Origin of the sequence: Cryobacterium sp. TMT1-2-2, assembly GCF_004403505.1 — a bacterium.
Classification (GTDB): domain Bacteria; phylum Actinomycetota; class Actinomycetes; order Actinomycetales; family Microbacteriaceae; genus Cryobacterium; species Cryobacterium flavum.
Map to the genome: position 1 here is coordinate 304,213 of NZ_SOGS01000016.1, position 20,836 is coordinate 325,048.

Annotated in this window: 18 protein-coding genes; 7 read left to right on the plus strand and 11 right to left on the minus strand. The window is 66.0% G+C overall.

Features of this window, described 5'->3' with window-relative positions; translation table 11 throughout:
- Positions 1 to 61: 61 nt before the first annotated feature.
- Positions 62 to 1,276: an NADP-dependent isocitrate dehydrogenase gene (locus E3T35_RS11290; protein ID WP_134345286.1), complete on the minus strand. Its 1,215-nt coding sequence runs from the start codon at positions 1,274 to 1,276 to the stop codon at positions 62 to 64.
- A gap of 159 nt (positions 1,277 to 1,435) precedes the next feature.
- On the opposite strand from E3T35_RS11290, the gene E3T35_RS11295 reads away from it, so the two are divergent.
- The gene (locus E3T35_RS11295; RefSeq protein ID WP_092339295.1) at positions 1,436 to 1,888 is read left to right on the plus strand and encodes a GNAT family N-acetyltransferase; all 453 of its coding nucleotides are present in this window, start codon (positions 1,436 to 1,438) and stop codon (positions 1,886 to 1,888) included.
- 17 nt (positions 1,889 to 1,905) lie between these two features.
- Complete coding sequence (locus E3T35_RS11300; protein WP_092339297.1) at positions 1,906 to 2,229, plus strand: MGMT family protein; 324 nt, start codon at positions 1,906 to 1,908, stop codon at positions 2,227 to 2,229.
- 30 nt (positions 2,230 to 2,259) lie between these two features.
- Here E3T35_RS11300 and E3T35_RS11305 read toward each other — a convergent pair whose 3' ends face one another.
- Entirely contained in the window at positions 2,260 to 3,276 is a 1,017-nt protein-coding gene (locus E3T35_RS11305) for a LacI family DNA-binding transcriptional regulator (RefSeq protein ID WP_134345287.1), read from the minus strand.
- Between the two features lie 250 nt (positions 3,277 to 3,526).
- Between E3T35_RS11305 and E3T35_RS11310 the strand changes: the two genes are divergently transcribed.
- The 3 genes from E3T35_RS11310 (at position 3,527) to E3T35_RS11320 (ending at position 7,375) form a co-directional block, all read left to right on the plus strand.
- On the plus strand, positions 3,527 to 4,762 hold the full coding sequence (locus E3T35_RS11310; protein WP_134379147.1) for an extracellular solute-binding protein: 1,236 nt from the start codon (positions 3,527 to 3,529) through the stop codon (positions 4,760 to 4,762).
- A gap of 100 nt (positions 4,763 to 4,862) precedes the next feature.
- Entirely contained in the window at positions 4,863 to 6,476 is a 1,614-nt protein-coding gene (locus E3T35_RS11315; protein ID WP_092339303.1) for an ABC transporter permease subunit, read from the plus strand.
- Positions 6,473 to 7,375 (plus strand): sugar ABC transporter permease, encoded by a 903-nt coding sequence (locus tag E3T35_RS11320; RefSeq protein WP_134345289.1) that lies wholly within the window; start codon positions 6,473 to 6,475, stop codon positions 7,373 to 7,375. The genes E3T35_RS11315 and E3T35_RS11320 overlap by 4 nt, the downstream gene beginning before the upstream one ends.
- A gap of 369 nt (positions 7,376 to 7,744) precedes the next feature.
- On the opposite strand, the gene E3T35_RS11325 is transcribed toward E3T35_RS11320, so the two are convergent.
- Complete coding sequence (locus E3T35_RS11325; RefSeq protein WP_134379149.1) at positions 7,745 to 8,005, minus strand: hypothetical protein; 261 nt, start codon at positions 8,003 to 8,005, stop codon at positions 7,745 to 7,747.
- Between the two features lie 265 nt (positions 8,006 to 8,270).
- On the opposite strand from E3T35_RS11325, the gene E3T35_RS11330 reads away from it, so the two are divergent.
- Positions 8,271 to 8,657 carry a cupin domain-containing protein gene (locus E3T35_RS11330; protein WP_233206176.1) on the plus strand — a complete coding sequence of 129 codons (387 nt, stop codon included), beginning with the start codon at positions 8,271 to 8,273 and terminating at the stop codon, positions 8,655 to 8,657.
- A 20-nt stretch (positions 8,658 to 8,677) separates the two neighbouring features.
- Here the strand turns inward: E3T35_RS11330 and E3T35_RS11335 are convergent, their stop codons facing one another.
- Positions 8,678 to 10,483: an ABC transporter ATP-binding protein gene (locus E3T35_RS11335; protein WP_134379151.1), complete on the minus strand. Its 1,806-nt coding sequence runs from the start codon at positions 10,481 to 10,483 to the stop codon at positions 8,678 to 8,680.
- The gene (locus E3T35_RS11340; protein ID WP_134379275.1) at positions 10,480 to 12,342 is read right to left on the minus strand and encodes an ABC transporter ATP-binding protein; all 1,863 of its coding nucleotides are present in this window, start codon (positions 12,340 to 12,342) and stop codon (positions 10,480 to 10,482) included. Before E3T35_RS11340 ends, E3T35_RS11335 begins: the two co-directional genes overlap by 4 nt.
- A 541-nt stretch (positions 12,343 to 12,883) precedes the next feature.
- Here E3T35_RS11340 and E3T35_RS11345 point away from each other — a divergent pair.
- Complete coding sequence (locus tag E3T35_RS11345) at positions 12,884 to 13,573, plus strand: DedA family protein (protein WP_134345292.1); 690 nt, start codon at positions 12,884 to 12,886, stop codon at positions 13,571 to 13,573.
- 175 nt (positions 13,574 to 13,748) lie between these two features.
- Here the strand turns inward: E3T35_RS11345 and E3T35_RS11350 are convergent, their stop codons facing one another.
- From E3T35_RS11350 to sucC, 6 genes are all read right to left on the minus strand, one after another.
- Positions 13,749 to 14,828, minus strand: a complete 1,080-nt coding sequence (locus E3T35_RS11350; protein ID WP_134345293.1) for a Glu/Leu/Phe/Val dehydrogenase dimerization domain-containing protein — start codon at positions 14,826 to 14,828, stop codon at positions 13,749 to 13,751.
- 137 nt (positions 14,829 to 14,965) lie between these two features.
- Complete coding sequence (gene purH / locus E3T35_RS11355; RefSeq protein WP_134379153.1) at positions 14,966 to 16,633, minus strand: bifunctional phosphoribosylaminoimidazolecarboxamide formyltransferase/IMP cyclohydrolase; 1,668 nt, start codon at positions 16,631 to 16,633, stop codon at positions 14,966 to 14,968.
- The gene (purN, locus tag E3T35_RS11360) at positions 16,630 to 17,223 is read right to left on the minus strand and encodes a phosphoribosylglycinamide formyltransferase (protein WP_104089806.1); all 594 of its coding nucleotides are present in this window, start codon (positions 17,221 to 17,223) and stop codon (positions 16,630 to 16,632) included. The genes purH and purN overlap by 4 nt, the downstream gene beginning before the upstream one ends.
- A 10-nt stretch (positions 17,224 to 17,233) precedes the next feature.
- Positions 17,234 to 18,481: a DUF6350 family protein gene (locus E3T35_RS11365; RefSeq protein WP_134379155.1), complete on the minus strand. Its 1,248-nt coding sequence runs from the start codon at positions 18,479 to 18,481 to the stop codon at positions 17,234 to 17,236.
- A 237-nt stretch (positions 18,482 to 18,718) separates the two neighbouring features.
- Positions 18,719 to 19,606: a succinate--CoA ligase subunit alpha gene (gene sucD / locus E3T35_RS11370; RefSeq protein WP_092339322.1), complete on the minus strand. Its 888-nt coding sequence runs from the start codon at positions 19,604 to 19,606 to the stop codon at positions 18,719 to 18,721.
- Positions 19,607 to 19,619: 13 nt separating this feature from the next.
- Positions 19,620 to 20,789 (minus strand): ADP-forming succinate--CoA ligase subunit beta, encoded by a 1,170-nt coding sequence (gene sucC / locus E3T35_RS11375; protein WP_134379157.1) that lies wholly within the window; start codon positions 20,787 to 20,789, stop codon positions 19,620 to 19,622.
- Positions 20,790 to 20,836 lie beyond the last annotated feature (47 nt).

Consider the following 20,836-nt stretch of genomic DNA (forward strand, 5'->3'; position numbering starts at 1 on the left):
CGCAGAACGCACGAAGGCCCCGACCGATTACGGTCGAGGCCTTCCGAGACGCTGGTGCTGACTACGCCAGGCGGGTCTGCAGGTTCTCGGCGAGCGAGGCGAGGAATTCCTCGGTGGTCTGGTACTTCTGCTCCGGGCCGACCAGGAGCGCGAGGTCCTTGGTCATCTTGCCGCTTTCGACGGTCTTGATGACGACGTCTTCGAGGGTCAACGCGAACTCGGCCAGAGCCTTGTTGTTATCGAGCTTGGCGCGGTGCGACAGACCGCGGGTCCAGGCGTAGATCGACGCGATCGGGTTGGTCGAGGTGGGCTTGCCGAGCTGGTGCTGACGGTAGTGACGGGTCACGGTACCGTGGGCGGCTTCAGCTTCGACGATCTTGCCGTCGGGAGTGGAGAGCACGCTGGTCATGAGGCCGAGCGATCCGAAGCCCTGCGCTACGGTGTCGGACTGAACGTCGCCGTCGTAGTTCTTGCAGGCCCAGAGGTAGCCGCCCTCCCACTTCATGGCCGAGGCGACCATGTCGTCGATGAGGCGGTGCTCGTAGGTGAGGCCGGCCGCTTCGTAGCCGGCCTTGAACTCGGCGTCGAAGATGTCCTGGAAGATGTCCTTGAAGCGACCGTCGTAGGCCTTGAGGATGGTGTTCTTGGTCGAGAGAAAGACCGGCACGTTGCGCTCGAGGCCGTAAGCCAGGGTGGCGCGGGCGAAGTCGGTGATCGACGAGTCGAGGTTGTACATGCCCATGGCGACGCCGTCGCCCGGGGCCTCGAACACCTCGAACGTGGACGGCTCGCTGCCGTCCTGCGGGGTGAAGGTCATGCTGAGCGTGCCCTTGCCCTTGAACCGAAAGTTGGTGGCCTTGTACTGGTCGCCGTAGGCGTGACGGCTGATGATGATCGGCTTGTTCCAGCCCGGCACGAGGCGCGGGATGTTGGAGATGACGATCGGCTCGCGGAAGATGGTGCCGCCGAGGATGTTGCGAATGGTGCCGTTGGGCGAGAGCCACATCTTCTTGAGGCCGAACTCTTCCACCCGGGCTTCGTCGGGGGTGATGGTCGCGCACTTCACGCCGACGCCGTGCTTCTGAATGGCGTGGGCGGCGTCGATCGTGATCTGGTCGTTGGTTTCATCGCGCTTCTGGATGGAGAGGTCGTAGTACTCGAGGTCGATATCGAGGTACGGGTGAATGAGCGTTTCTTTGATGGCATGCCAGATGATGCGGGTCATCTCATCGCCATCGAGCTCGACTACTGTTCCCTCAACCTTGATCTTCGACAAAAATATCTCCTCTATATTCAGTGTGGCCGTCACGACCACCGTCAAGCTTACTAGAGGACGGTAACTATCTTGACATCGAGATAAATTTGCGAGGTGAATTGCGGGGGCCAAACGCCCTCTCGACTACCGGCCACCCCGGGCGCACGTTAGCCTGAACACATGGGTGAGCTGAAGCTGGAAGAATTATCTGCACGAAACATCGTCGCGGCCAACAATCTGAGCCTCAAGCCTGGCCAGGAACAATTCATTGCACCGGTCTCGTATTCGGTCGCCGCCTCGGTGATCAACCCGGCCACCTCGTGGCAGCGCGTGGTACTTCTCGACGGCGTCGTCGCTGGTTTCATCCACGGCAACTTCGACCCGAACTCCGAGCACGAAGAATTTCGCGCCTGCATCTGGCGCATCAACGTCAACGCGGAGACGCAGGGTCAGGGTGTCGGCAAGTTCGCCGCTGAAGCCCTCGCCGCTGAAGCCCGTGATCGCGGCTTCGACCACGTCAACGTCATCTGGGAGCCCGGTGCCGACGGCCCGGAGGCCTTTTTTCACCGCCTGGGCTTCGTCGATGTCGGCGAGACCCAGTACGGCGAAGTCATCGGCTCGCTGAAGCTCTGAGCCGCGTCGAGCCTCAGATGAGCACGCCTGAGCCCGACGACTTCGTGTCCCGGGTGCTCGGCGTGGTCGATTCCATCCCGCCCGGCCGGGTGATGACCTACGGCGGCGTGGCCGCGCAGCTCGGTTCCCGCGCGGCCCGCGCGGTCGGGCAAGTCATGGCTCGTTACGGCTCTGATGCGGCCTGGTGGCGGGTGATTCGCGCCGGCGGGCATCCGCCGATCGGGCATGAGACCCAGGCGCTACCGCACTACCGCGCCGAAAACACGCCGGTTCTCATCACGAAAACGGATGCCGCGTATCGCGTCGACTACGCCGCCGCCCGCTGGTCACCGCCCGCCTAACCTGCTCGCGTAATCTGCTCGCGGCCGGGACTACTCCGGCGGCCGCGCCGTACTGGCGCGCACGATGAGCTCGAACGGCATGTTGATATTGAGCCCGGTACGCGGCTCCAGGTGCGGTCGGAGTTCTTCCATGAGCACCTCAACGGCTTTCTCGCCCTGCTGCCTGGGAAACTGCGCGACCGTGCTCAGCCCGAAGAAGGCCGCCTGTTCGTGGTCGTCAACCCCGATCACCGACACGTCGCGGGGCACACCGAGTCCGAGGTCACGGGCGGCGAGCACACTGCCGATGGCCATTTCGTCGGAGGCGGCGAAAATGGCGGTCGGGCGTTCGTGCGGCCGCCCAAGCAGTTGCTTGGCAGCCTGGTATCCGCCCGCCGTGGTGAAGTCGGCCGGGCGATAGTCCTCCCGGCGTGCTGTGATCCCGGCCGCCGCGAGCGCCGCTTCGTAGCCGAAGCGCCGGTTCGTCGGCAGGTTGAAGTCCAGGTCGAAGGCCTTGTCCCCGCCAATATGGGCGATTCGGGTGTGGCCGAGAGCGATCAGGTGTTCGGTCGCCAGGCGTGCCACGGCGAGGTCGTCCACGGTGAGGGTTGGCACGCCGGCCAGCGGGCCGCCGACCCCGACGAGCGGTTTGTCGAGGGCGTGCAGACGGGCCACCTCGTGCTCGGTCAATTCCAGCGACACCGCGATGACGGCATCCACTCGCTGGCGCAGCAGGAAGTGTTCGAAGACGCTGCGGCGGGCCTCGAGCCCGCCCGTGAGGTTATAGAGGGTGAGGTCGTAGCCGTGGCGTTGCAGGGCTTGCTGAGCACCCTCGACGACGCTCGCGAAAAACCACCGGTTCAAAAACGGTACGACCACACCGATGTTCTTCATGCGACCGGAGGCGAGGCTCGACGCTGTCGACGATACGACGTAACCGAGCTGGGCAGCGGATGCCTCCACCCGCAGGCGCGTGGCCGGCGACACGTTGTGGGCACCGCTGAGAGCGCGTGACACCGTCGCCGTCGAGACCCCGGCGTGACGGGCGACGTCCGCGATTCCAACCATGAGGCCCCTCGTCGTGCCGCCCTCGTTGGCGGCGTAGTCGATATGTTACACATTTTCCGATCACTGCAAGCGTTTGCAGGATGATCCGCACAGAATTCGCGTTCTCCACGATTCGTTGCAGTTCTGTGACCAGAATGGCGCGTATTCGGGCTAACCTCGATCAAGGCCGGGATGCAATCGCTTGCAAACCGGGTCGGAATCAGCCCGCCTGCATCGCCGCAGGCACAATTTTGCGAAAGGCTCCACACCAATGACGGTGAACACCAAGAACCTGCTCCGCCTCGGCGCCCTCCTGGGCGCTGCAACCCTCGCCCTCGCCGGATGCTCGCCCGCGTCATCCGACGACACCGCCGGCGACGCCGCTTCCGCGAGCACACTGACGGTCTGGATCGACGCCGAACGCGTCGACGCCCTGAAACCGGCCGCGGCCGCGTACACCGAGAAGACCGGAGTGGAGGTCGACCTCGTCTCCAAAGACAATGCCACCCTCAAGGATGACTTCATTCAGCAGGTCCCCACCGGCAAGGGCCCGGACATCACCATGGGCGCCCACGACTGGCTCGGTGAACTCGTCACCAACGGTGTCGTCAGCCCGATCGAACTCGGCGACAAGGCAGACGATTTCCTCCCCGTCGCCATCACGGCATCCACGTACGACGGCCAGGTCTACGAGCTGCCCTACGCCGTCGAAAACCTCGCTCTGCTGCGCAACGCCGACCTCGTGCCCGAGGCCGCCACCTCCTACGACGACATGATCGCCAAGGGCACCGCCACCGGCGTGACTTACCCGTTCCTGGTCGAGCAGGGTGTCGACGGCAATCCGTACCACCTCTACCCGTTCCAGACGTCGTTCGGAGCTCCGGTCTTCGGCACCGACTCAACCGGCGGCTATGACGCCGCCCAGCTCGAAATTGGCAACGCCGGCGGTGAGGCCTTCGCTGCCTGGCTCTCCGCCCAGGGCAAGACCGGTACCGGCGTGTTCAACACCGAGATCACCGGTGACATCGCCAAGACCGCCTTCACGTCCGGCGACGCCGCCTTCTGGCTGACCGGCCCGTGGAACGTCGGCGCAGCTCTCGACGCAGGAATCAACCTCGTGGTCGACCCGATCGCCGCTCCGTCGACCGGCGCCGCAGCCCCCTTCGCCGGAGTGAAGGGCTTCTTCATCAGCGAGCAGAGCCAGAACAAGGTCGCCGCCAACGACTTCCTGGTGAACTACATGGCCACCGAAGACGTGCAGACCGCCCTGTTCGAGTCGGGCGAGGTCCTTCCCGCGCTGAAGGCATCCGCTGAGGCAGCGTCGAGCGATCCCATCGTGGCCGGCTTCGCCGCGGTCGGCGCTGAGGCCGTGCCGATGCCCGCCATCCCGGCCATGGGCCAGGTCTGGCAGTTCTGGGGCATCGCCCAGGCCGCCATCATCAACGGCGAAGACCCCACCGCGACGTGGCAGAAGCTGGCCGCCGACGTGCAGGGCGCCATCGGCTGACCGGCACCCGCCGTAGAACCGCAGCAACCGCACCACCGCGGGGTGTGGTCGCCCGTCGACCACACCCCGCACGAGAGTTGAACCCGACGAAAGCTGAACCATGCGCACCGATGACACCGACGTCAGCACGACCAAACCGTCGAAGCGGCAGCATCGCGCGGCTATGGTCGCGGAAGCAGCCTCCGGCGGCCTGAAAGCCATCCTGGTCAAGATGGCGCTGCTCGGCGTCGTGGACGCCGTCGCGCTCTATGGCCTGTTCATCCTGTTCCTGCAGCAGCAGTGGCTCATCTTCGCGCTCGTCGCCCTGGTCACGCTCGTGGTCAACTGGATCTACTTCACGCCCGGCAAGCTCCCGGCCAAATACCTCACCCCCGGCGTCATCTTCCTGGTCGTGTTCCAGATCTTCGTCGTGGGCTACACGGCCTACATCGGGTTCACCAACTACAGCACCGGCCACAACAGTGACAAGGCGCAGGCCATCTCGGCGCTCATGAGCAGCGCCCAGGAGCGCGTGCCCGACTCCCCCAGCTACGCGGTCACGGTGCTCGACCAGTTCGGCACTCTGAGTTTTCTGGTGACCGACCCTGGCGGCGAGGTGAGCCTCGGCTCGGCCGACAGCCCGTTGGCGCCCGTGAACGATGCCACCATCACCGGTGGTGAGGCCGTCGGGCTCGACGGCTACACCACCCTCAGCTTCCAGGACATCCTGTCGCGCACGGCTGAAATCACCGCCCTCACGGTGCCGTTCTCCGACGACCCGAACGACGGCGCCCTGCGCACCAACGACGGCAGCAGTGCCTACCTCTACCTCTCCTCGCTCGTCTACGACGAGCAGGCCGACACCATGACGGATGCCCAGACCGGCACGGTCTTCTCCGACACCGGTGACGGTGCCTTCGTCTCGGCGACCGGTGAGGAGATGCTGCCGGGCTGGCGCATCAACGTGGGATTCGACAACTTCGCCCGCGCCTTCACGGAAAAAGGCATTCGCACACCGCTGATCAGCGTAACCCTGTGGACCATCACCTTCGCCGCCCTCTCGATGGCGACGACATTCTTCCTCGGGCTCTTTCTCGCCATCGTTTTCAACGACATGCGCATGAAGGGTCGCAAGTTCTACCGGGTCGCCATGATCCTGCCTTACGCCTTTCCGGCATTCCTGTCCGCACTAGTCTGGGCCGGCATGCTCAGCGAGAGTTTCGGCTTCGTCAACCAAGTGTTGCTCGGCGGGGCGCAGATCCCCTGGCTCACCAACGAATGGCTGGCCAAGATCAGCATTCTCGTGGTGAACCTGTGGCTCGGGTTTCCGTACATGTTCCTGGTCTGCACCGGAGCCCTGCAGTCGATCCCGGCCGAACTCGAGGAAGCCGCCACGGTCGACGGCGCCAGGCCCTGGGCGGTGTTCCGGCTGATCAAGCTGCCGCTGCTGCTGGTGTCGGTCGCGCCGCTGCTCATCGCATCGTTCGCGTTCAACTTCAACAATTTCAATCTCATCTACATGCTCACCGGTGGCGGGCCGCGCGATGCCGCGGCCGACGTGAATGTCGGGGCCACCGACATCCTGATTTCGATGGTCTACAAGGTCGCCTTCACGGGGCAGGCCCGGGACTACGGGCTCGCTAGCGCGTTCTCGATCATCATCTTCATCCTGGTGGCGGTCATCTCGGTCATCGCCTTCCGCAAGACCAAGGCACTCGAGGAGTTGAACCGATGACATCCGTCGACGAGGGCACGCGGGTGATCCCGCAGAAACGACCGTTCACGTTCAAGCGGTGGTTCGGCCGCACGGGGTGGCGGCACGCGATCGGCATCGTCATGGTCGTCTTCTCCGGCTTTCCGCTGCTGTACGTACTCTCGGCCTCCCTCAACCCACAGGGAACCCTCACCGGGTCGAACGAGCTGTTCTCGCAGGTGGGTTTCGAAGCCTATGCGCGCATTCTCAACTCCCCCGACGCCCCGTTCGCCCAGTGGTTCGGCAACACCATCGTCATCGCCGGCACCACCTCGATTCTCACCGTCTTCCTCGGCGCTCTTGCGGCATATTCCTTTTCGCGCATGCGCTTCACCGGTCGTCGGGTTGGACTGCTGACCCTCGTGCTCGTGCAGATGTTCCCCCAGCTGCTCGCCGTCGTCGCGATCTTCCTCGTGATGAGCACGATCGGTGACCTGTTCCCGGCGATCGGTCTGAACACCCAGGTCGGGCTGATCATGGTCTACCTCGGCGGCGCCCTCGGCGTGAACACCTACCTCATGTACGGCTTCTTCAACACGATCCCGTCGTCGATCGACGAGGCGGCCAAGATCGACGGGGCGAGCCACGCCCGCATCTTCTTCACGATCATTCTGCGGCTGGTCGCCCCGATCCTCGCGGTCGTCGGGCTGCTCTCGTTCATCACCACGACCAACGATTTCGTCGTGGCCAGCGTGCTGCTCATCGACCCCGACAAGCAAACCCTCGCCGTGGGCCTGTACAAGCTCGTCTCCAACCCCAATTACGCCGACTGGAGCGCCTTCTCGGCCGGTGCCGTGCTCGCCGCCCTGCCGGTGATGGCGCTGTTCCTCTACCTGCAGAAGTACATCGTGGGCGGGCTGACAGCCGGCTCCGACAAGTAGGTTTTTCAGCCCTCCGGCCGGGTGACCGGGGTCGGCTCGACCGGACCCTGGTCTAGCCGGAACGGCGGGTACTCGTCGCGGCGGGGTGATCGGGCCGGTCGCATCCACTCGGCCAAAAGCGGGCGGCTGCAGTGCCGTGCCCGCGCCCCCGGGCTTACGCGGCTTCGGTGTGAGCTGTCGACCGAGGCCGATGGCGCCGGCCACAACGAGGAGCACACCGATCAGAAAGAGGATGCCGCCCCCGACCAGGAGTCCCACAGCGATCGGTCCGAGCAGATCGGTGTGCACACCAGCGGAGAGGTTGACCGCGACCCCGGGGCTGCCGTCAGCGTTCATCACGACGACGGACCAGTCGCCGGCGGCGGGCTTTCAGATGATTTCCTGGGCGCCGGTGCCCGTGGCCGATTCGGTCCAGAAGCTCTGGTCCGTGGGAGCGGCCGCTGTTTGGGTGCCGGGAACGTCGAGGTAGTCGACCCGGAACGGAGACGTCCGTACCTCGCGCAGCTCGCTGTGGTTCACGTCGGCGAGGTAGGTATCAACGTCGGCGCGCGGCGCGATGCCGATGAAGACGTCCTGGTCGGAGTCGACAGCGGTCGCCTGCAGGCGCAGCGTGGCAATGTCGAACCCCATCCCGGTCGGCACTCCGAGGTCCTTGCCAACGTCCAGGTTCGGCGAGGTGATCGCCGAGGAATCAACAGTGAAGGTCTCGGCCTGCGTGGTGAAGTAGCCGTCATCCCCCTGCGCGGCGGTGACGACGGCGAGCGCCGTACCCCCGAGATCATGCCGGCGCCGACCAGACCCAGCACGGTGCCCAGAATGAGCATGATGATCGGTCCGGGCCTGGCCCCTGACCGCGCCCGCGGTGGGGAGGTGGGCGGGGTGCTACCATGCTGGCATGCAGAGCGATCCGGTCGTCACCAACCCCCAGTTCTACCGGGTGATTTTCGAGAACGAGCGGGTGCGGGTGCTCGAGTACCTCGACCGGCCCGGCGACGAAACCGTGCCGCATCGGCACCCCGACAGCGTCATGTTCACCCTGACCGCCTTCCAGCGGCGTCTGTCAAGCGGCGGCCGTTCCGTCGACGTCGACCTGCCGGAGGGCGTCGCTCGCTGGCTTCCCGCCCAAGAGCATTCCGGGTCCAACATCGGCGATACGGCCACGCACACCATCTTTGTCGAGCTCAAGGAGCCTGTGCCCGCCACGCTCACCCCGGGCACCCCAGGCCGCCCGGAGCCCCTCGGTCCAGACGCCACCGAGCGCCGTGGTCCCCTGCTCGATTAGTGTCGGCGGCCTCGCCCGCTCTACACCAGGGAATCGCGCCAGGCGGCGTGCATAGTCGCGAAGCGGCCGGTTCCCGAGATGAGGTCGTTCGGGGTGCCGTCCTCCACGATGCGCCCGTGTTCCATCACGAGCACCCGGTCGGCGATCGCAACCGTCGACAGGCGGTGCGCGATGATCACGGCAGTGCGATCGGCCAGCAACGTCTGCAGCGCCTCCTGCACCAGCCGTTCACTCGGAATGTCGAGCGACGACGTCGCCTCATCGAGAATGAGCACCGCCGGGTTAGCAAGGAAAGCGCGCGCAAACGAGATCAGCTGGCGCTGACCGGCCGACACCCTCCCGCCGCGCTTGTTCACGTCGGTGTCATACCCGTTCGGCAGGCTCTCGATGAAGTCGTGAGCACCGACGGCAGCCGCGGCGGCGCGGATGTCGTGCGCCGAGGCATCCGGTTTGCCGATCGCGATGTTCTCCGCCACCGAACCGCTGAACAGGTAGGCCTCCTGGGTGACCATGACGATCGCGCGCCGCAGGTCCTTGGGGTGCAGGTCGCGCAGGTCGACGTCGTCGAGCCGTACCCGGCCATCCGTCGGGTCGTAGAAGCGGCTCATGAGCTTGGCGAGCGTGGACTTGCCCGCACCGGTCGACCCAACCAGGGCGATGGTCTGCCCGGCCGGAATGTCGAGGTCGAAGTGCGGCAGAATCTCCCGATCGGCCTGGTAGGCGAACTGCACGTTCTCGAAGCGCACCCGTCCGCGGGCCTCCCAGAGGTCGACCGGGGCGACCGGATCGGGCACGCCCGGACGTTCCTCGAGCACACCCGAGATCTTCTCGAGCGCCGCGGCGGCCGACTGGTAGGAGTTGTAGAACATCGCCATCTCCTCCATCGGGTCGAAGAACCGGCGGGTGTAGAGCAGTATCGCGAGCAGCGCGCCGATGGCGAGGTCGCCGTCGGCCACCCGAAAGCCGCCCACCAGCAGCACGGCGGCGACCGTGACATTGCCGATCAGTACGAGTCCGGGGTCGAAGACTCCGAACAGCTGGATCACTCGGGCGTTGACCTGCCGGTAGCTCTCGACGAGTTGTCCGAACACCGACTCGTTGTGCTTCTCGGTGCGAAAGGCCTTCACGGCACGAATGCCGGTCATGGTTTCAACGAAACGCACGATCAGGCTCGCCGACGCGACCCGCGACTGCCGGAACAGGCTCTGCGAGCGCACCTGGAACCAGCGGGTGAGAATGACCAGCGGCAGCAGCGCACAGAGCAGCACGAGTCCGCTCGTGCCGTCGAACAGCACCAGGGCGATCGCGGTGAACGACATATAGAGGATGCCCTGCACCAGCTGGTTGATCCCCGAGTCGAGCAGCTCCCGAATGGCGTCGAGGTCGCTGGTCTGGCGCGAGATGATGCGGCCCGAGGTGTACGACTCGTGAAATTCGAGGCTCAGCTTCTGCGTGTGCACAAACACGCGCTTGCGCAGGTCGATCAGCACGGCCTGGCTCACCCGGGCGCTCAGCACGGTGTACCACGCGATCAGCAGCGCGCCGAGCACCCCGGCGACCAGGTAGATCCCGCCGGTCGCGGCCAGCGGCATCCAGTCCTGCTTCAGCAGCGCCGGTAATCCGCGGTCGATGCCGAAGGCGATCAGGGCCGGGCCGGCCACCTGCGCGGCGGTCGAGACGACCACTACGAGCATGGCGAGCACGACCTTGCCGCGCACCGGCAGCAGGAGCGACCCGAGCAGCCGCAGCGAGCGGGCCCGAATCTGCTTACTTTCGGCCTTGGTGAAGTCGTGGCGTTCCTCACCCTGTACTCCGGTGACGCTCACAGTACTTCCTCCGCTCGGATCGATTCTCTTCGTTCTTCGTCTTCCAGACTGGAGATGACAAAGGTGTAGTGCGGGCTGGTGCGCAGCAGTTCGGAGTGCGTACCGACCGCCGTGATGCGGCCGTCTTCGAGCAGCGCCACCCGGTCGGCGAGCATGACCGTCGACGGGCGGTGCGCCACGATGAGCGCCGTGGTGTCGACGAGCACCTCGCGGAGCGCGTTCTCCACGAGCGATTCGGTGTTCACATCGAGCGCCGAGAGGGGGTCATCCAAAATCAGAACGGATGGCCGCGCCGCGACCGCGCGCGCCAGCGCGAGGCGCTGTCGTTGTCCGCCGGACAGGCTCATGCCCTCCTCGCCGACGAGGGTGTCGACGCCGAGCGGCAGGTCGTGCACGAACCCGGCCTGGGCGATCTGCAGGGCCTGCGCGAGCGCGGCATCCGCTTCGGGGCTGTTTTCGGCCAGATCGGCGCGCCCGAGCAGCACGTTGTCGCGAACGGAGGCGGAGAACAGCGTGGCGTCCTCGAAGGCCATCGCCAGGTGGCGGCGCAGCTCCTCACGGCTGAGCGCGCGCACGTCGACACCGTCGAGCGTCACTGAACCGGCCGTCACGTCGTACAGCCGGGTGGTCAGGGCCGTGAGCGTGCTCTTGCCCGAGCCGGTGAGGCCGACCAGCGCCATGGTCTCCCCCGGTTCGAGCACGAGGTCGATGCCGTCGAGCAGGTCGGGAAAACGCTCCGGCGAGTCCGGGTAGCGAAAGTGCACGTTGTCGAACGCGAGCCGGCCGAGCGGTGCGGCCAGGGTTGCCGGGTCAGCGGGGTCGGTGATGTCGTTCGGGGTGTCGAGAATGTCGAAGAACCGGTCGGTCGCGGTGCGCGCGTCGAAGGTCATCGACAGCAGAAAACCGATCGATTCCACCGGAAACCGCAGCACGGTCGCCGTGGCGAAGAATGCGAGCAGCTCGCCACCGCTCAGGTCGCCCTGGCTGGTGAGCCAGACGCCGGCGACGAGGCAGAGCGCGAACGCCACATCGGGAACCAGCAGCAGCCAGAGCCAGATGCCGGCAATGGCGCGGGCTTTCTCGATCTCGGTGCCGCGCAGGCTTTCGGCCTGTGAGGCGAAGTTCTTGAGCGCGAACGAGCCACGACCGAAGGCCTTGAGCACGCGAATGCCGTGCACCGATTCCTCGACCGCGGTGGCGAGGTCGCCGGACTGGTCCTGGCTGCGCCTGGCGATCACCGAGTATTTCTCCTCGAAGACGTAACCGTAGATCCAGATCGGAATCGAGCAGACCACGAAGATCACGCCGAGCAACCAGTGCATCCACAGCAAAATGACGACGCCGACGACGATGGTGAGAAAGTTGACGACGAGCAGCACGAGCCCGAACGACACCCAGCGGCGGATGAGGTTCAAGTCGCTCACGGCGCGCGAGAGCAGTTGGCCGCTCGGCCAGCGGTCGTGGAAGCTCACCGGAAGGTCCTGCAGGCGGGCGTAGAGGTGGTTGCGCATGCGCGCCTCGATGTGGGTGCCGGGTGTGAGCACGAACCAGCGGCGCAGGGCGATCATGATCGCCTCGACCACGCCGAGGGCGAGCACGATCCACACGGCCGGCCAGATCTGTGAGGCGCTGTCGCCGGAGCCGACGCTGCTGAGCGGGCCGTCGACCAGCCAGGCCAGCACCTGCGGGATGGCCAGGGCCACGAGACCGGCCAGCAGCGCGGCGACCATGCCGAGATAGATGCGCGGCAGGGCCGGTTTGGCATAGGGGTAGAGCCGTTGCAGGCTGCGAAAGGTGTTGCTGCGCACGGCCGCGTCGTTGGTGGGAGGCGGCGGTGCCGGTGGTGCAGTGGTGGTCATGGTCCAGTCCTGATTGTGGTGCGGGGTGCGCGTGAAGCGGATGTTTGTGGTCACCAGACAGAGTGGTCGCCACCCGAGACGCTCGCGCCGTACGGCGCTGGCGGGTCGGCGATGCCCGGTATCGAGCGATGGGTGCGCGTGTACAGAACGCGCAGGCAGCGAGCTGCCGGGCTGAACGAGCGAATCGCTCGTCGTTGCGGGGTGAGTCGCGGCTAGCCGACGAGACGCACGGCGGCGGGGGACCCAGCGGAGACGCCAAAGTGTGCGCCGTCGGTCGCAATCGCTGCGAGCGTGATCGGTGCTGTCTTTGTCATGTCTGCCTCCTGGGCGCCTCAAGAATATGTGTCAGATGCCCCCGGATCAGGCAGCCTTTCAGACTATGGCGAAACGGGGGCAGAACGCAAGGTTTTTCTGGGGCGGGAGCATCCGCGGGGCGGAATGGCCACCCGGCATTTCCCAGCCTGAGGTCACGTAGTCTGGGTTCTGCGCCTCATCTCGGCATGGCCATGCCCCGCGCGCTCGCCCGTTGGAAGGATTCTTCATGCTGCCCACCCTCTTCGGAATCGATTTTCTCGACTCTGAGTGGCTGATCCACTCGTTTGGGTCCTTCGTGCTTCTGGGCGTCGCCGCGGTCGTGTTCATCGAGACCGGTTTCATCGTTTTGTCATTCCTGCCGGGTGATTCCCTGCTGTTCACCGTTGGCTTGCTCACCGCGACCGGCGTTGTTCCGCTGCCGATTTGGGTGACCTGCCTGGTGGTCTTCATTGCCGCCTTCGCCGGTGACCAGCTGGCCTATGTCATCGGCCGAAAAGCCGGCCCCGCGGTGTTCTCGCGGGAGAAGAACCGCTTCTTCAACCCGAAGAATGTGGAGCGCACCAACGCCTTTTTCGCCAAGCACGGCGGCAAGTCCATTATTCTGGCCCGTTTTCTGCCGGTCTTTCGGGCCTTCGTGCCGGTTGCCGCCGGTGTCGGCAAGATGCGCTACCGCAGCTTCGTGACCTACAACGCCATTGGCGCCTTCGCCTGGGGCGTCGGACTCACCCTGGTCGGGTTCTTCCTCGGCCAGATCGCCTTCGTCGAGAAGTATTCCGAGTTCTTCATCATCGGCATCATCCTGCTCTCCGGAATCCCCATTCTCACCGAACTGGGCAAGGCCGCACGCACGACGCTCAAGGAGCGCCGTGCGGCCGCACGCGTCGTTCCGACAATCCCGGCCGACCTCCGCGAGTAGTGCCCCGGGCGCAGACCGCAGACCGCAGACCGCAGACCACGATGTCGCGCGGCCGAAAGCTGCACCGGTGGCCTCGAGCTGCTGGCGCGACCGACCTGCCAGGAGCGCCAGCAGGCTTACCTAACGCCAGTAGCTCTCGGCGCTCGAAGCGGGCGCGCCAGGGCGAGCGAACGGGCTACCGGGCGGCGCCCAGCCGCGCCGCGGCGAGCATCTCGGCGGCGGCGAGCGTCGTGATCTCGTTGGCGCGGGCATCCGTGAAGATCTGGGTCAGCACGGAGCCGATGCCCGCGACACGCGCGGTGATCTGCGCGAGGTCGGCGTTCGGTTCGCTCGCCATGGCGAGGTAGACGACCCCGCCGGCGTTGACGACGAAATCCGGTGCCCAGAGGATGCCTCGCGCATCCAGCTGGGCCGCCCCGGCCGGTGTCGCAAGCTGGTTGTTGGCGGCGCCGCAGACGCCGAGCACGTTCAGCTCCGCGATGACGGATGCGCTCAGCACGCCGCCGAGGCCGCACGGCACGAACAGGTCGGCGTGTACTCGGTGGGCGTCGGCGACGGACACCCAGCTGGCTCCAAGTTCGTCGGCTAGGGCACGCTTGTCGGGGTTGATGTCGGTCACGGTGAGGGTGGCGCCGGCTGCGGCGAGTGCCCGCGCGAGGCGTCCGCCGACCTGGCCGAGTCCGGAGATGACGAGGTGGCGGCCCGGCACCTCGCGGCTGCCGAACAGGGCCTCCAGGGTGGATTCGATGCTCGAGTAAACTCCGGCCGCTGTGGCATCGGCTGGTTCGCCGACTCCGCCGCTCGCGGCGGGCAGTCCGCAGACGTGGCTCGTGCGTTCGGCGACGATGGCCATGAGTTCGGCGCTCGTGCCCACGTCTTCGGCGGTCATGTAGGCACCGTTCAGGCTTTCGATGGCGTCGCCGAGGTCGAGCATGGCCAGGCGTTTCTGGGCGTCGGTGAGTACGGTGCCGAGCGGCAGGTAGATCACCGATTTGCCGCCGCCAAGGTTCAGACCGGCGGCCGCGTTCTTGAGGGTCATGGCGCCGGAGAGTCGCAGGGCGTCGGCGACCGCGTCGGTCCAGCTCGCGTACTGCCAGAGGCGGGCGCCGCCGAGCGCCTGGCCGAGGCGGGTGGAATGAACGGCCACCGTGATCAGCAGTCCGGAGCGTTCCCCGGTCGTGATCAGCACTTTCTCGTGGGACAGTGTTGTCTGCGCGAGGGAGTCGAGGGCGGCGGCTGGATGCGTGAGGGTCATGGAAACTCCGTTGTCTCGGGCCTTGTGGGCCGAATGCGGCGGAGCCGGTGTGTGGCACCGCCTCGAACAGGATAACCGGCCCAGGCATGCAAAAAGCACCGCCGAGTCAATATCGCGCGGTGCTTCTCGCGTTTGTTCTAGTGGAAGAAGTGACGCTCCCCGGTGAAGTACATCGAGACACCGGCCGCGGTGGCCGCGGCGATGACCTCGGGGTCGCGCACCGATCCGCCGGGCTGCACGACCGCCGCGATGCCGGCGTCGAGCAGAACTTCGAGCCCGTCAGCGAAAGGGAAAAACGCGTCCGACGCAGCGACCGATCCCTCGGCGCGTTCGCCGGCCCGGCTCACAGCGAGGTGACAGGAGTCGACCCGGTTGACCTGGCCCATTCCCACACCGACGGATGCCCCGGCGTGCGCCAGCAGAATCGCGTTCGACTTCACGGAACGGCAGGACTTCCACGCGAATTCCAGGTCGGCGCGGGTGGCAGCATCCACTTCGGGGCCGGCCACGAGAGTCCAGCCGGCCGAGCTGAAGCCCTCAAAGCTGTCGGTCTCCTGCACGAGCAGGCCGCCGGAAATCTGGTGCAGTTCGAGCGAGGAACGCTCGTAGTCGGCCGGCAGTTCGAGCAGGCGGATGTTCTTCTTCTTGGTGAGCAGTTCCACCGCGGCGGGTTCGAAACCGGGGGCGACGAGCACCTCGGTGAAGATCTCGCTGATGGTTTCGGCCATGCCGAGGGTGACGACGCGGTTCGCGGCGATCACGCCGCCGAACGCGGAGATCGGGTCGCAGGCGTGCGCGCGCAGGTGCGCGGAGGCGATGGCATCCGGTGCATTGGGCTTGGCAATGGCGATGCCACACGGATTGGCGTGCTTGACGATGGCGACGGCAGGCTCACTGAAGTCGAAGGCGGCGCGCACCGCGGCATCCGCGTCGACATAATTGTTGTAGGACATTTCCTTGCCGTGCAGCTGCTTGGCCTGGGCGATGCCCCGGCCGCCTTCGCCGACGTAGAGCGCGGCAGCCTGGTGCGAGTTCTCGCCGTAGCGCAGAATGGCGTCGCGGGTGACCTCGATACCGAGGCCGGCGGGAAAGGTGGATTCCTCTTCGTCGTCGTCGTCGATGGTGGAGAACGTGACGTCTTCGCCCAGCGCCTCGGTGTCGTCCTGCCACTGGTCGTAGACGTTCTCGGTGAACCACGCCGAGACGCTGAGGTCGTAGTCGGCGGTGTGCTCGAAGGCGAGCGAGGCGAGCTTCTGGCGCAGTTTGAGGGTCGAGCCACCATCCGCGACGGCGGCGATGATCTCGCCGTAGTTGGCCGGGTCGACGACGATGGCCACGTTCGCGTGGTTTTTAGCGGATGCCCGCACCAATGCCGGCCCACCGATGTCGACCTGCTCGATCACATCGGCCGGCTCTGCGCCGCTCAGGGCGGTCTCGACGAAGGGGTACAGGTTGACGACGACGAGCTGGAACGCCTTGATGCCGAGCTCTGTGAGCTGAGCTTCGTGCGTTTCGAGCCGCAGGTCGGCGAGGATGCCGGCGTGCACGCCGGGGTGCAGGGTCTTGACCCGGCCGTCGAGGGACTCCGGAAAGCCGGTGACCTCCGCGACATCGGTTACGTCGTAGCCCGCTGCGCGAATGGTGGCCGCCGTCGAACCGGTGGAGACGATTTCGACGCCATCCGCTTTCAGGGCTGCGGCGAGCTCGACCAGGCCGGACTTGTCGCTCACGGAGATGAGTGCGCGCTCGATTACGATCTGGTCGCGGTTACGGTACGAGCTGGGCGCGTTGGTGTGTCCACTCATGCGTTGGAGTTCTCCTTGAGGTTCATGTGTCCGTTGGCGATGTCGAGTACGGCCTGGATGAGCAGGCGACGCTCGACGATCTTGATGCGATTCTGCAGGGAAGTTTCGGTATCGCCTGGCAGCACGTCGACGCGTTCCTGCACGAGGATGGGGCCCTCGTCGACACCGTTGTCGACCACGATGATGCTCGCACCGGTCTGCACGGCCCCGGCAGCGAGAGCGTCACGCACCGCGTGTGCGCCCGGAAATTCGGGGAGGTAGGCCGGATGCGTGTTGATCAGGTTCGGCGACAGCGCGGCGACCACGCGCGGCGGCAGCAGGCGCATCATGCCGCTGAGCACGACCAGGTCGGGCTGCCACTGCTGAATTTGCGAAAGTAGTTCGTCGCCCCAGGCGGCGCGGTCGGGAAACGACGAGAAGGGAACGGAAAAGGCCGGGATGCCGAATTCGACGCCGAGTTCGAGGCCGTCGGCGTCACGGTCGGCGCCGATCGCCACGATTCTGGCGGGAAACTCGGCGTCTTCTGACGCCTCCAGCAGGGCTCGCAGATTCGATCCTCCGCCGGAGATCAACACGACAATAGACAGCACGGTCTTGAGCTTACCGTTTGGCGGCACGCACCGAGGGGAGCCGAACGCGGCCGGCCAGCATGCCGAGGGCCGCTGCAACGCCGATTTCGGCTGCCGCGAGGGCGCCGACCAGCAGCGGATTTGGCCCGACCAGGGCGAGGCGACCGGGGCCCATGGCGCCCGCCGACCACCAGGCCAGCAAACCGAGGAGCGCCCCGCCGACGACGCCCATGCCCAGTCCGGTGAGCACGTGCTCGAGGCTGGTGCGCTCTGGCGCTCCCCGACGGTCAAGGAATTGCCGGGTCACGACGGCGAGGATAAAGCCCAGGAGCACGGGCACGAGCAGCCCGAGAAAGCCGTAGGCCGGAGTGCCCTGCGGCAGCGCACCGAACAGCGGCAGACCGGGCAGGGTGCCAACCACGGTGCCGATCGGCGAGACGGTGGTACCGACGCCGAGCGCGATGCCGGGCCCGACGAACCAGGCGGCGGCCCAGATCACCAGGTTGGGAATGAGCGCGAGCTGCGCCAGGGTGATGGTGGCGCCACCGAAAACGCCGGCCTGAACCGCCTCGTAGAGCCCGATGATGGTGGCGTAGTTGAGGGCGATGAGCGCGGTCACGGCCACGGCCGAAACGATGAGAACGCCGGCGGCGGCGGCGGTTCCGCCGCGCAGGGCGCCCTCGATGACGGTGCGAGTGGTGTGCGGCATGCGCTGGTACCACGAGCGGATGCCGCGACTCACACGGTCCAGACCCTCCACGGCCCCCGCAGCCTTGCGCCGCCCCAGTTCGGCCCCCACCAGAACTCCGGCAGCGTAGACGAGCGTCGGCAGCAGCAGCCCCTGCAGTTGGTTGGGTGCCACCGTTTTCGACACGGCGGACAGGGTCACGAGCGCGGCCAGAATGGCATACGTGCCGACGGCCACGCCGACGCCGGTCCAGCGGTGCGGGGTTTCGGCCGCGCGACGGCCGGTGTGCACGCCCATGAGCACGCTCAGGATGGCGAAACCGAGCGGCACGACCGAGATGAGGAAGGGAGTGTCGGCGCCGGCCAGGCCGAGGGCTGCGGCGACGTCGGGGCCGAGTTGCACCGTGAGGTCGACGCCGTTGCCGAGCAGCCAGATATCGGCGGCCGCCCGCCAGAACACGAACCATTCCACCGACAAGCCGAAATGGGCGGCCCAGAGTACGGTGAGCGGCACCATGGCAATGCCGATACCAATGGCGACAACAAGTAGAGCCTCGAGAGCGGCGAGCAGGGCGGTCGTTATGCGGTTCATCCGTTGCGAGCCTATATCGCCGGGCCGACAATGCTCACCAGCACGCGCCCACGCTGAGCTTCTACCCCGGCCTCCGTTCATAACTGCGGATATTCTGCCGTCGCGGCTCGGGCGCGCGCGAACCGCCGCGTCGTCGCGCGGCCCGCCTCGGGCCTCTGCTGAAATATCCGCAGATTGGAACGCCACGCGCGCAAGAGGGGCCCGCCGACGTTCCGGCGAGCCCCCCATTGAAGCGATCTACAGTGCGGCGAGTGCCTCGCGCAGCAGGGTGGCAGCCTCGCTCGGCGTCTTGCCGACCTTGACTCCGGCGGCCTCGAGGGCCTCCTTCTTGCCCTGGGCGGTTCCGGCTCCGTCGGAGACGATGGCGCCGGCGTGGCCCATGGTCTTACCCTCGGGGGCGGTGAAACCGGCCACGTAGCCGATGACCGGCTTCGTGACGTGCGCCTTGATGTACTCGGCGGCCTTCTCTTCAGCGTCGCCGCCGATTTCGCCGATCATGACGATCGCCTTGGTCTCCGGGTCGTTCTCGAAGGCTTCGAGCGCATCGATGTGCGTGGTGCCGATGATGGGGTCGCCACCGATGCCGATCGCGGTGGAGAATCCCAGGTCGCGCAGTTCGTACATCATCTGGTAGGTCAGCGTGCCCGACTTGGAGACGAGTCCGACCGGGCCCTTGACGGTGATGTTCGCCGGCGTGATGCCGACGAGTGCCTCACCGGGCGTGATGATGCCGGGGCAGTTCGGGCCGATGATGCGGGTCTTGTTGCCCTTTTTGATGGCGTAGGCCCAGAACTCGGCCGAGTCCTGCACCGGAACACCCTCGGTGATGATGACGAGCAGCGGAATCTCGGCGTCGATCGCTTCGATGACGGCGTCCTTGGTGAACACCGGCGGTACGAAGACGATGGAGACGTCGGCGCCGGTCTTCTCGATGGCTTCTTTGACGGTGCCGAAGACGGGGAGTTCAACGTCGCCGTGCACGACAACGCTGCCGGCCTTGCGAGCGTTGACGCCACCGACGACCTGGGTACCGGCCTTGAGCATGAGGGCGGTGTGCTTGGAGCCCTCACCTCCGGTGATGCCCTGAACGATGACCTTGGAGTCCTTGTTGAGGAAGATTGACATTCTGAGTTGTCCCTTACTTCGCTGCGTGGGCGAGTTCGGCGGCCTTGGCGGCGCCCTCGTCCATGGTGGCGGCCAGTGTTACGAGCGGGTGGTTCGCCTCGGAGAGGATGCGACGACCCTCCTCGACGTTGTTGCCGTCGAGGCGCACCACGAGCGGCTTGTTGGCGCTCGAACCGAGCTCGGCGAGCGCGCCCACGATGCCCTTGGCGACGGCGTCACACGCTGTGATACCGCCGAAGACGTTGACGAACACGCTCTTGACCTGCGGATCACCGAGAATGACGTCGAGGCCGGCGGCCATGACCTCAGCGGATGCTCCGCCCCCGATGTCGAGGAAGTTGGCCGGCTTGACGCTGCCGAAGTTCTCGCCGGCGTAGGCGACGACGTCGAGGGTACTCATGACCAGTCCAGCGCCGTTGCCGATGATGCCGACTTCACCGTCGAGCTTCACGTAGTTGAGGCCGGCAGCCTTGGCCTTGGCTTCGAGGGGGTCAGCCGCAGCGGCATCCTCGAGGAGGGCATGCTTGGGGTGACGGAAGTCGGCGTTCTCGTCGATCGTGACCTTGCCGTCGAGCGCGATGATGTCGCCCTCTTCGGTAAGGACGAGCGGGTTGACCTCGACCAGGGTCGCGTCTTCACCCTTGAATACGTTGTACAGCTTGACGAAGACCGGAGCGACCTTGTCGACGAGCTCGGCCGGGAACTTGGCGTCGATCGCGATCTGCTTCGCAACGGCGAGGTCGATGCCGACCATCGGGTCGACCGCCGTGTAGGCGAGCGCTTCGGGCTTCTCGACAGCGAGAACTTCGATCTCCACGCCACCCTCGTAGCTGGCGAGCGACAGGTAGGACCGGTTGGACCGGTCCAGCAGCACGGAGAAGTAAAACTCCGCCTTGATGCGGGCGCCGCCGGCCACCATGACGCGGTGAACGGTGTGGCCCTTGATGTCCAGGCCCAGAATGTCGCGGCCAGCGGCCTCGGCGTCATCCGGAGTCTTAGCTACCTTGACGCCGCCGGCCTTGCCGCGGCCGCCAACCTTGACCTGTGCCTTGACGACGACAACGCCACCGAGCTCCTCGGCCGCTGCACGTACTTCGGCGGGGGTGTCCGCGATGATGCCCGGCAGAACCGGCACACCATATTCCTCAAAGAGGTCTCTCGCTTGGTACTCGTAAAGATCCACGCTGCTCTTCCAATCCGCGTCTTGGCGATCACACCGCCGGTGAAGAT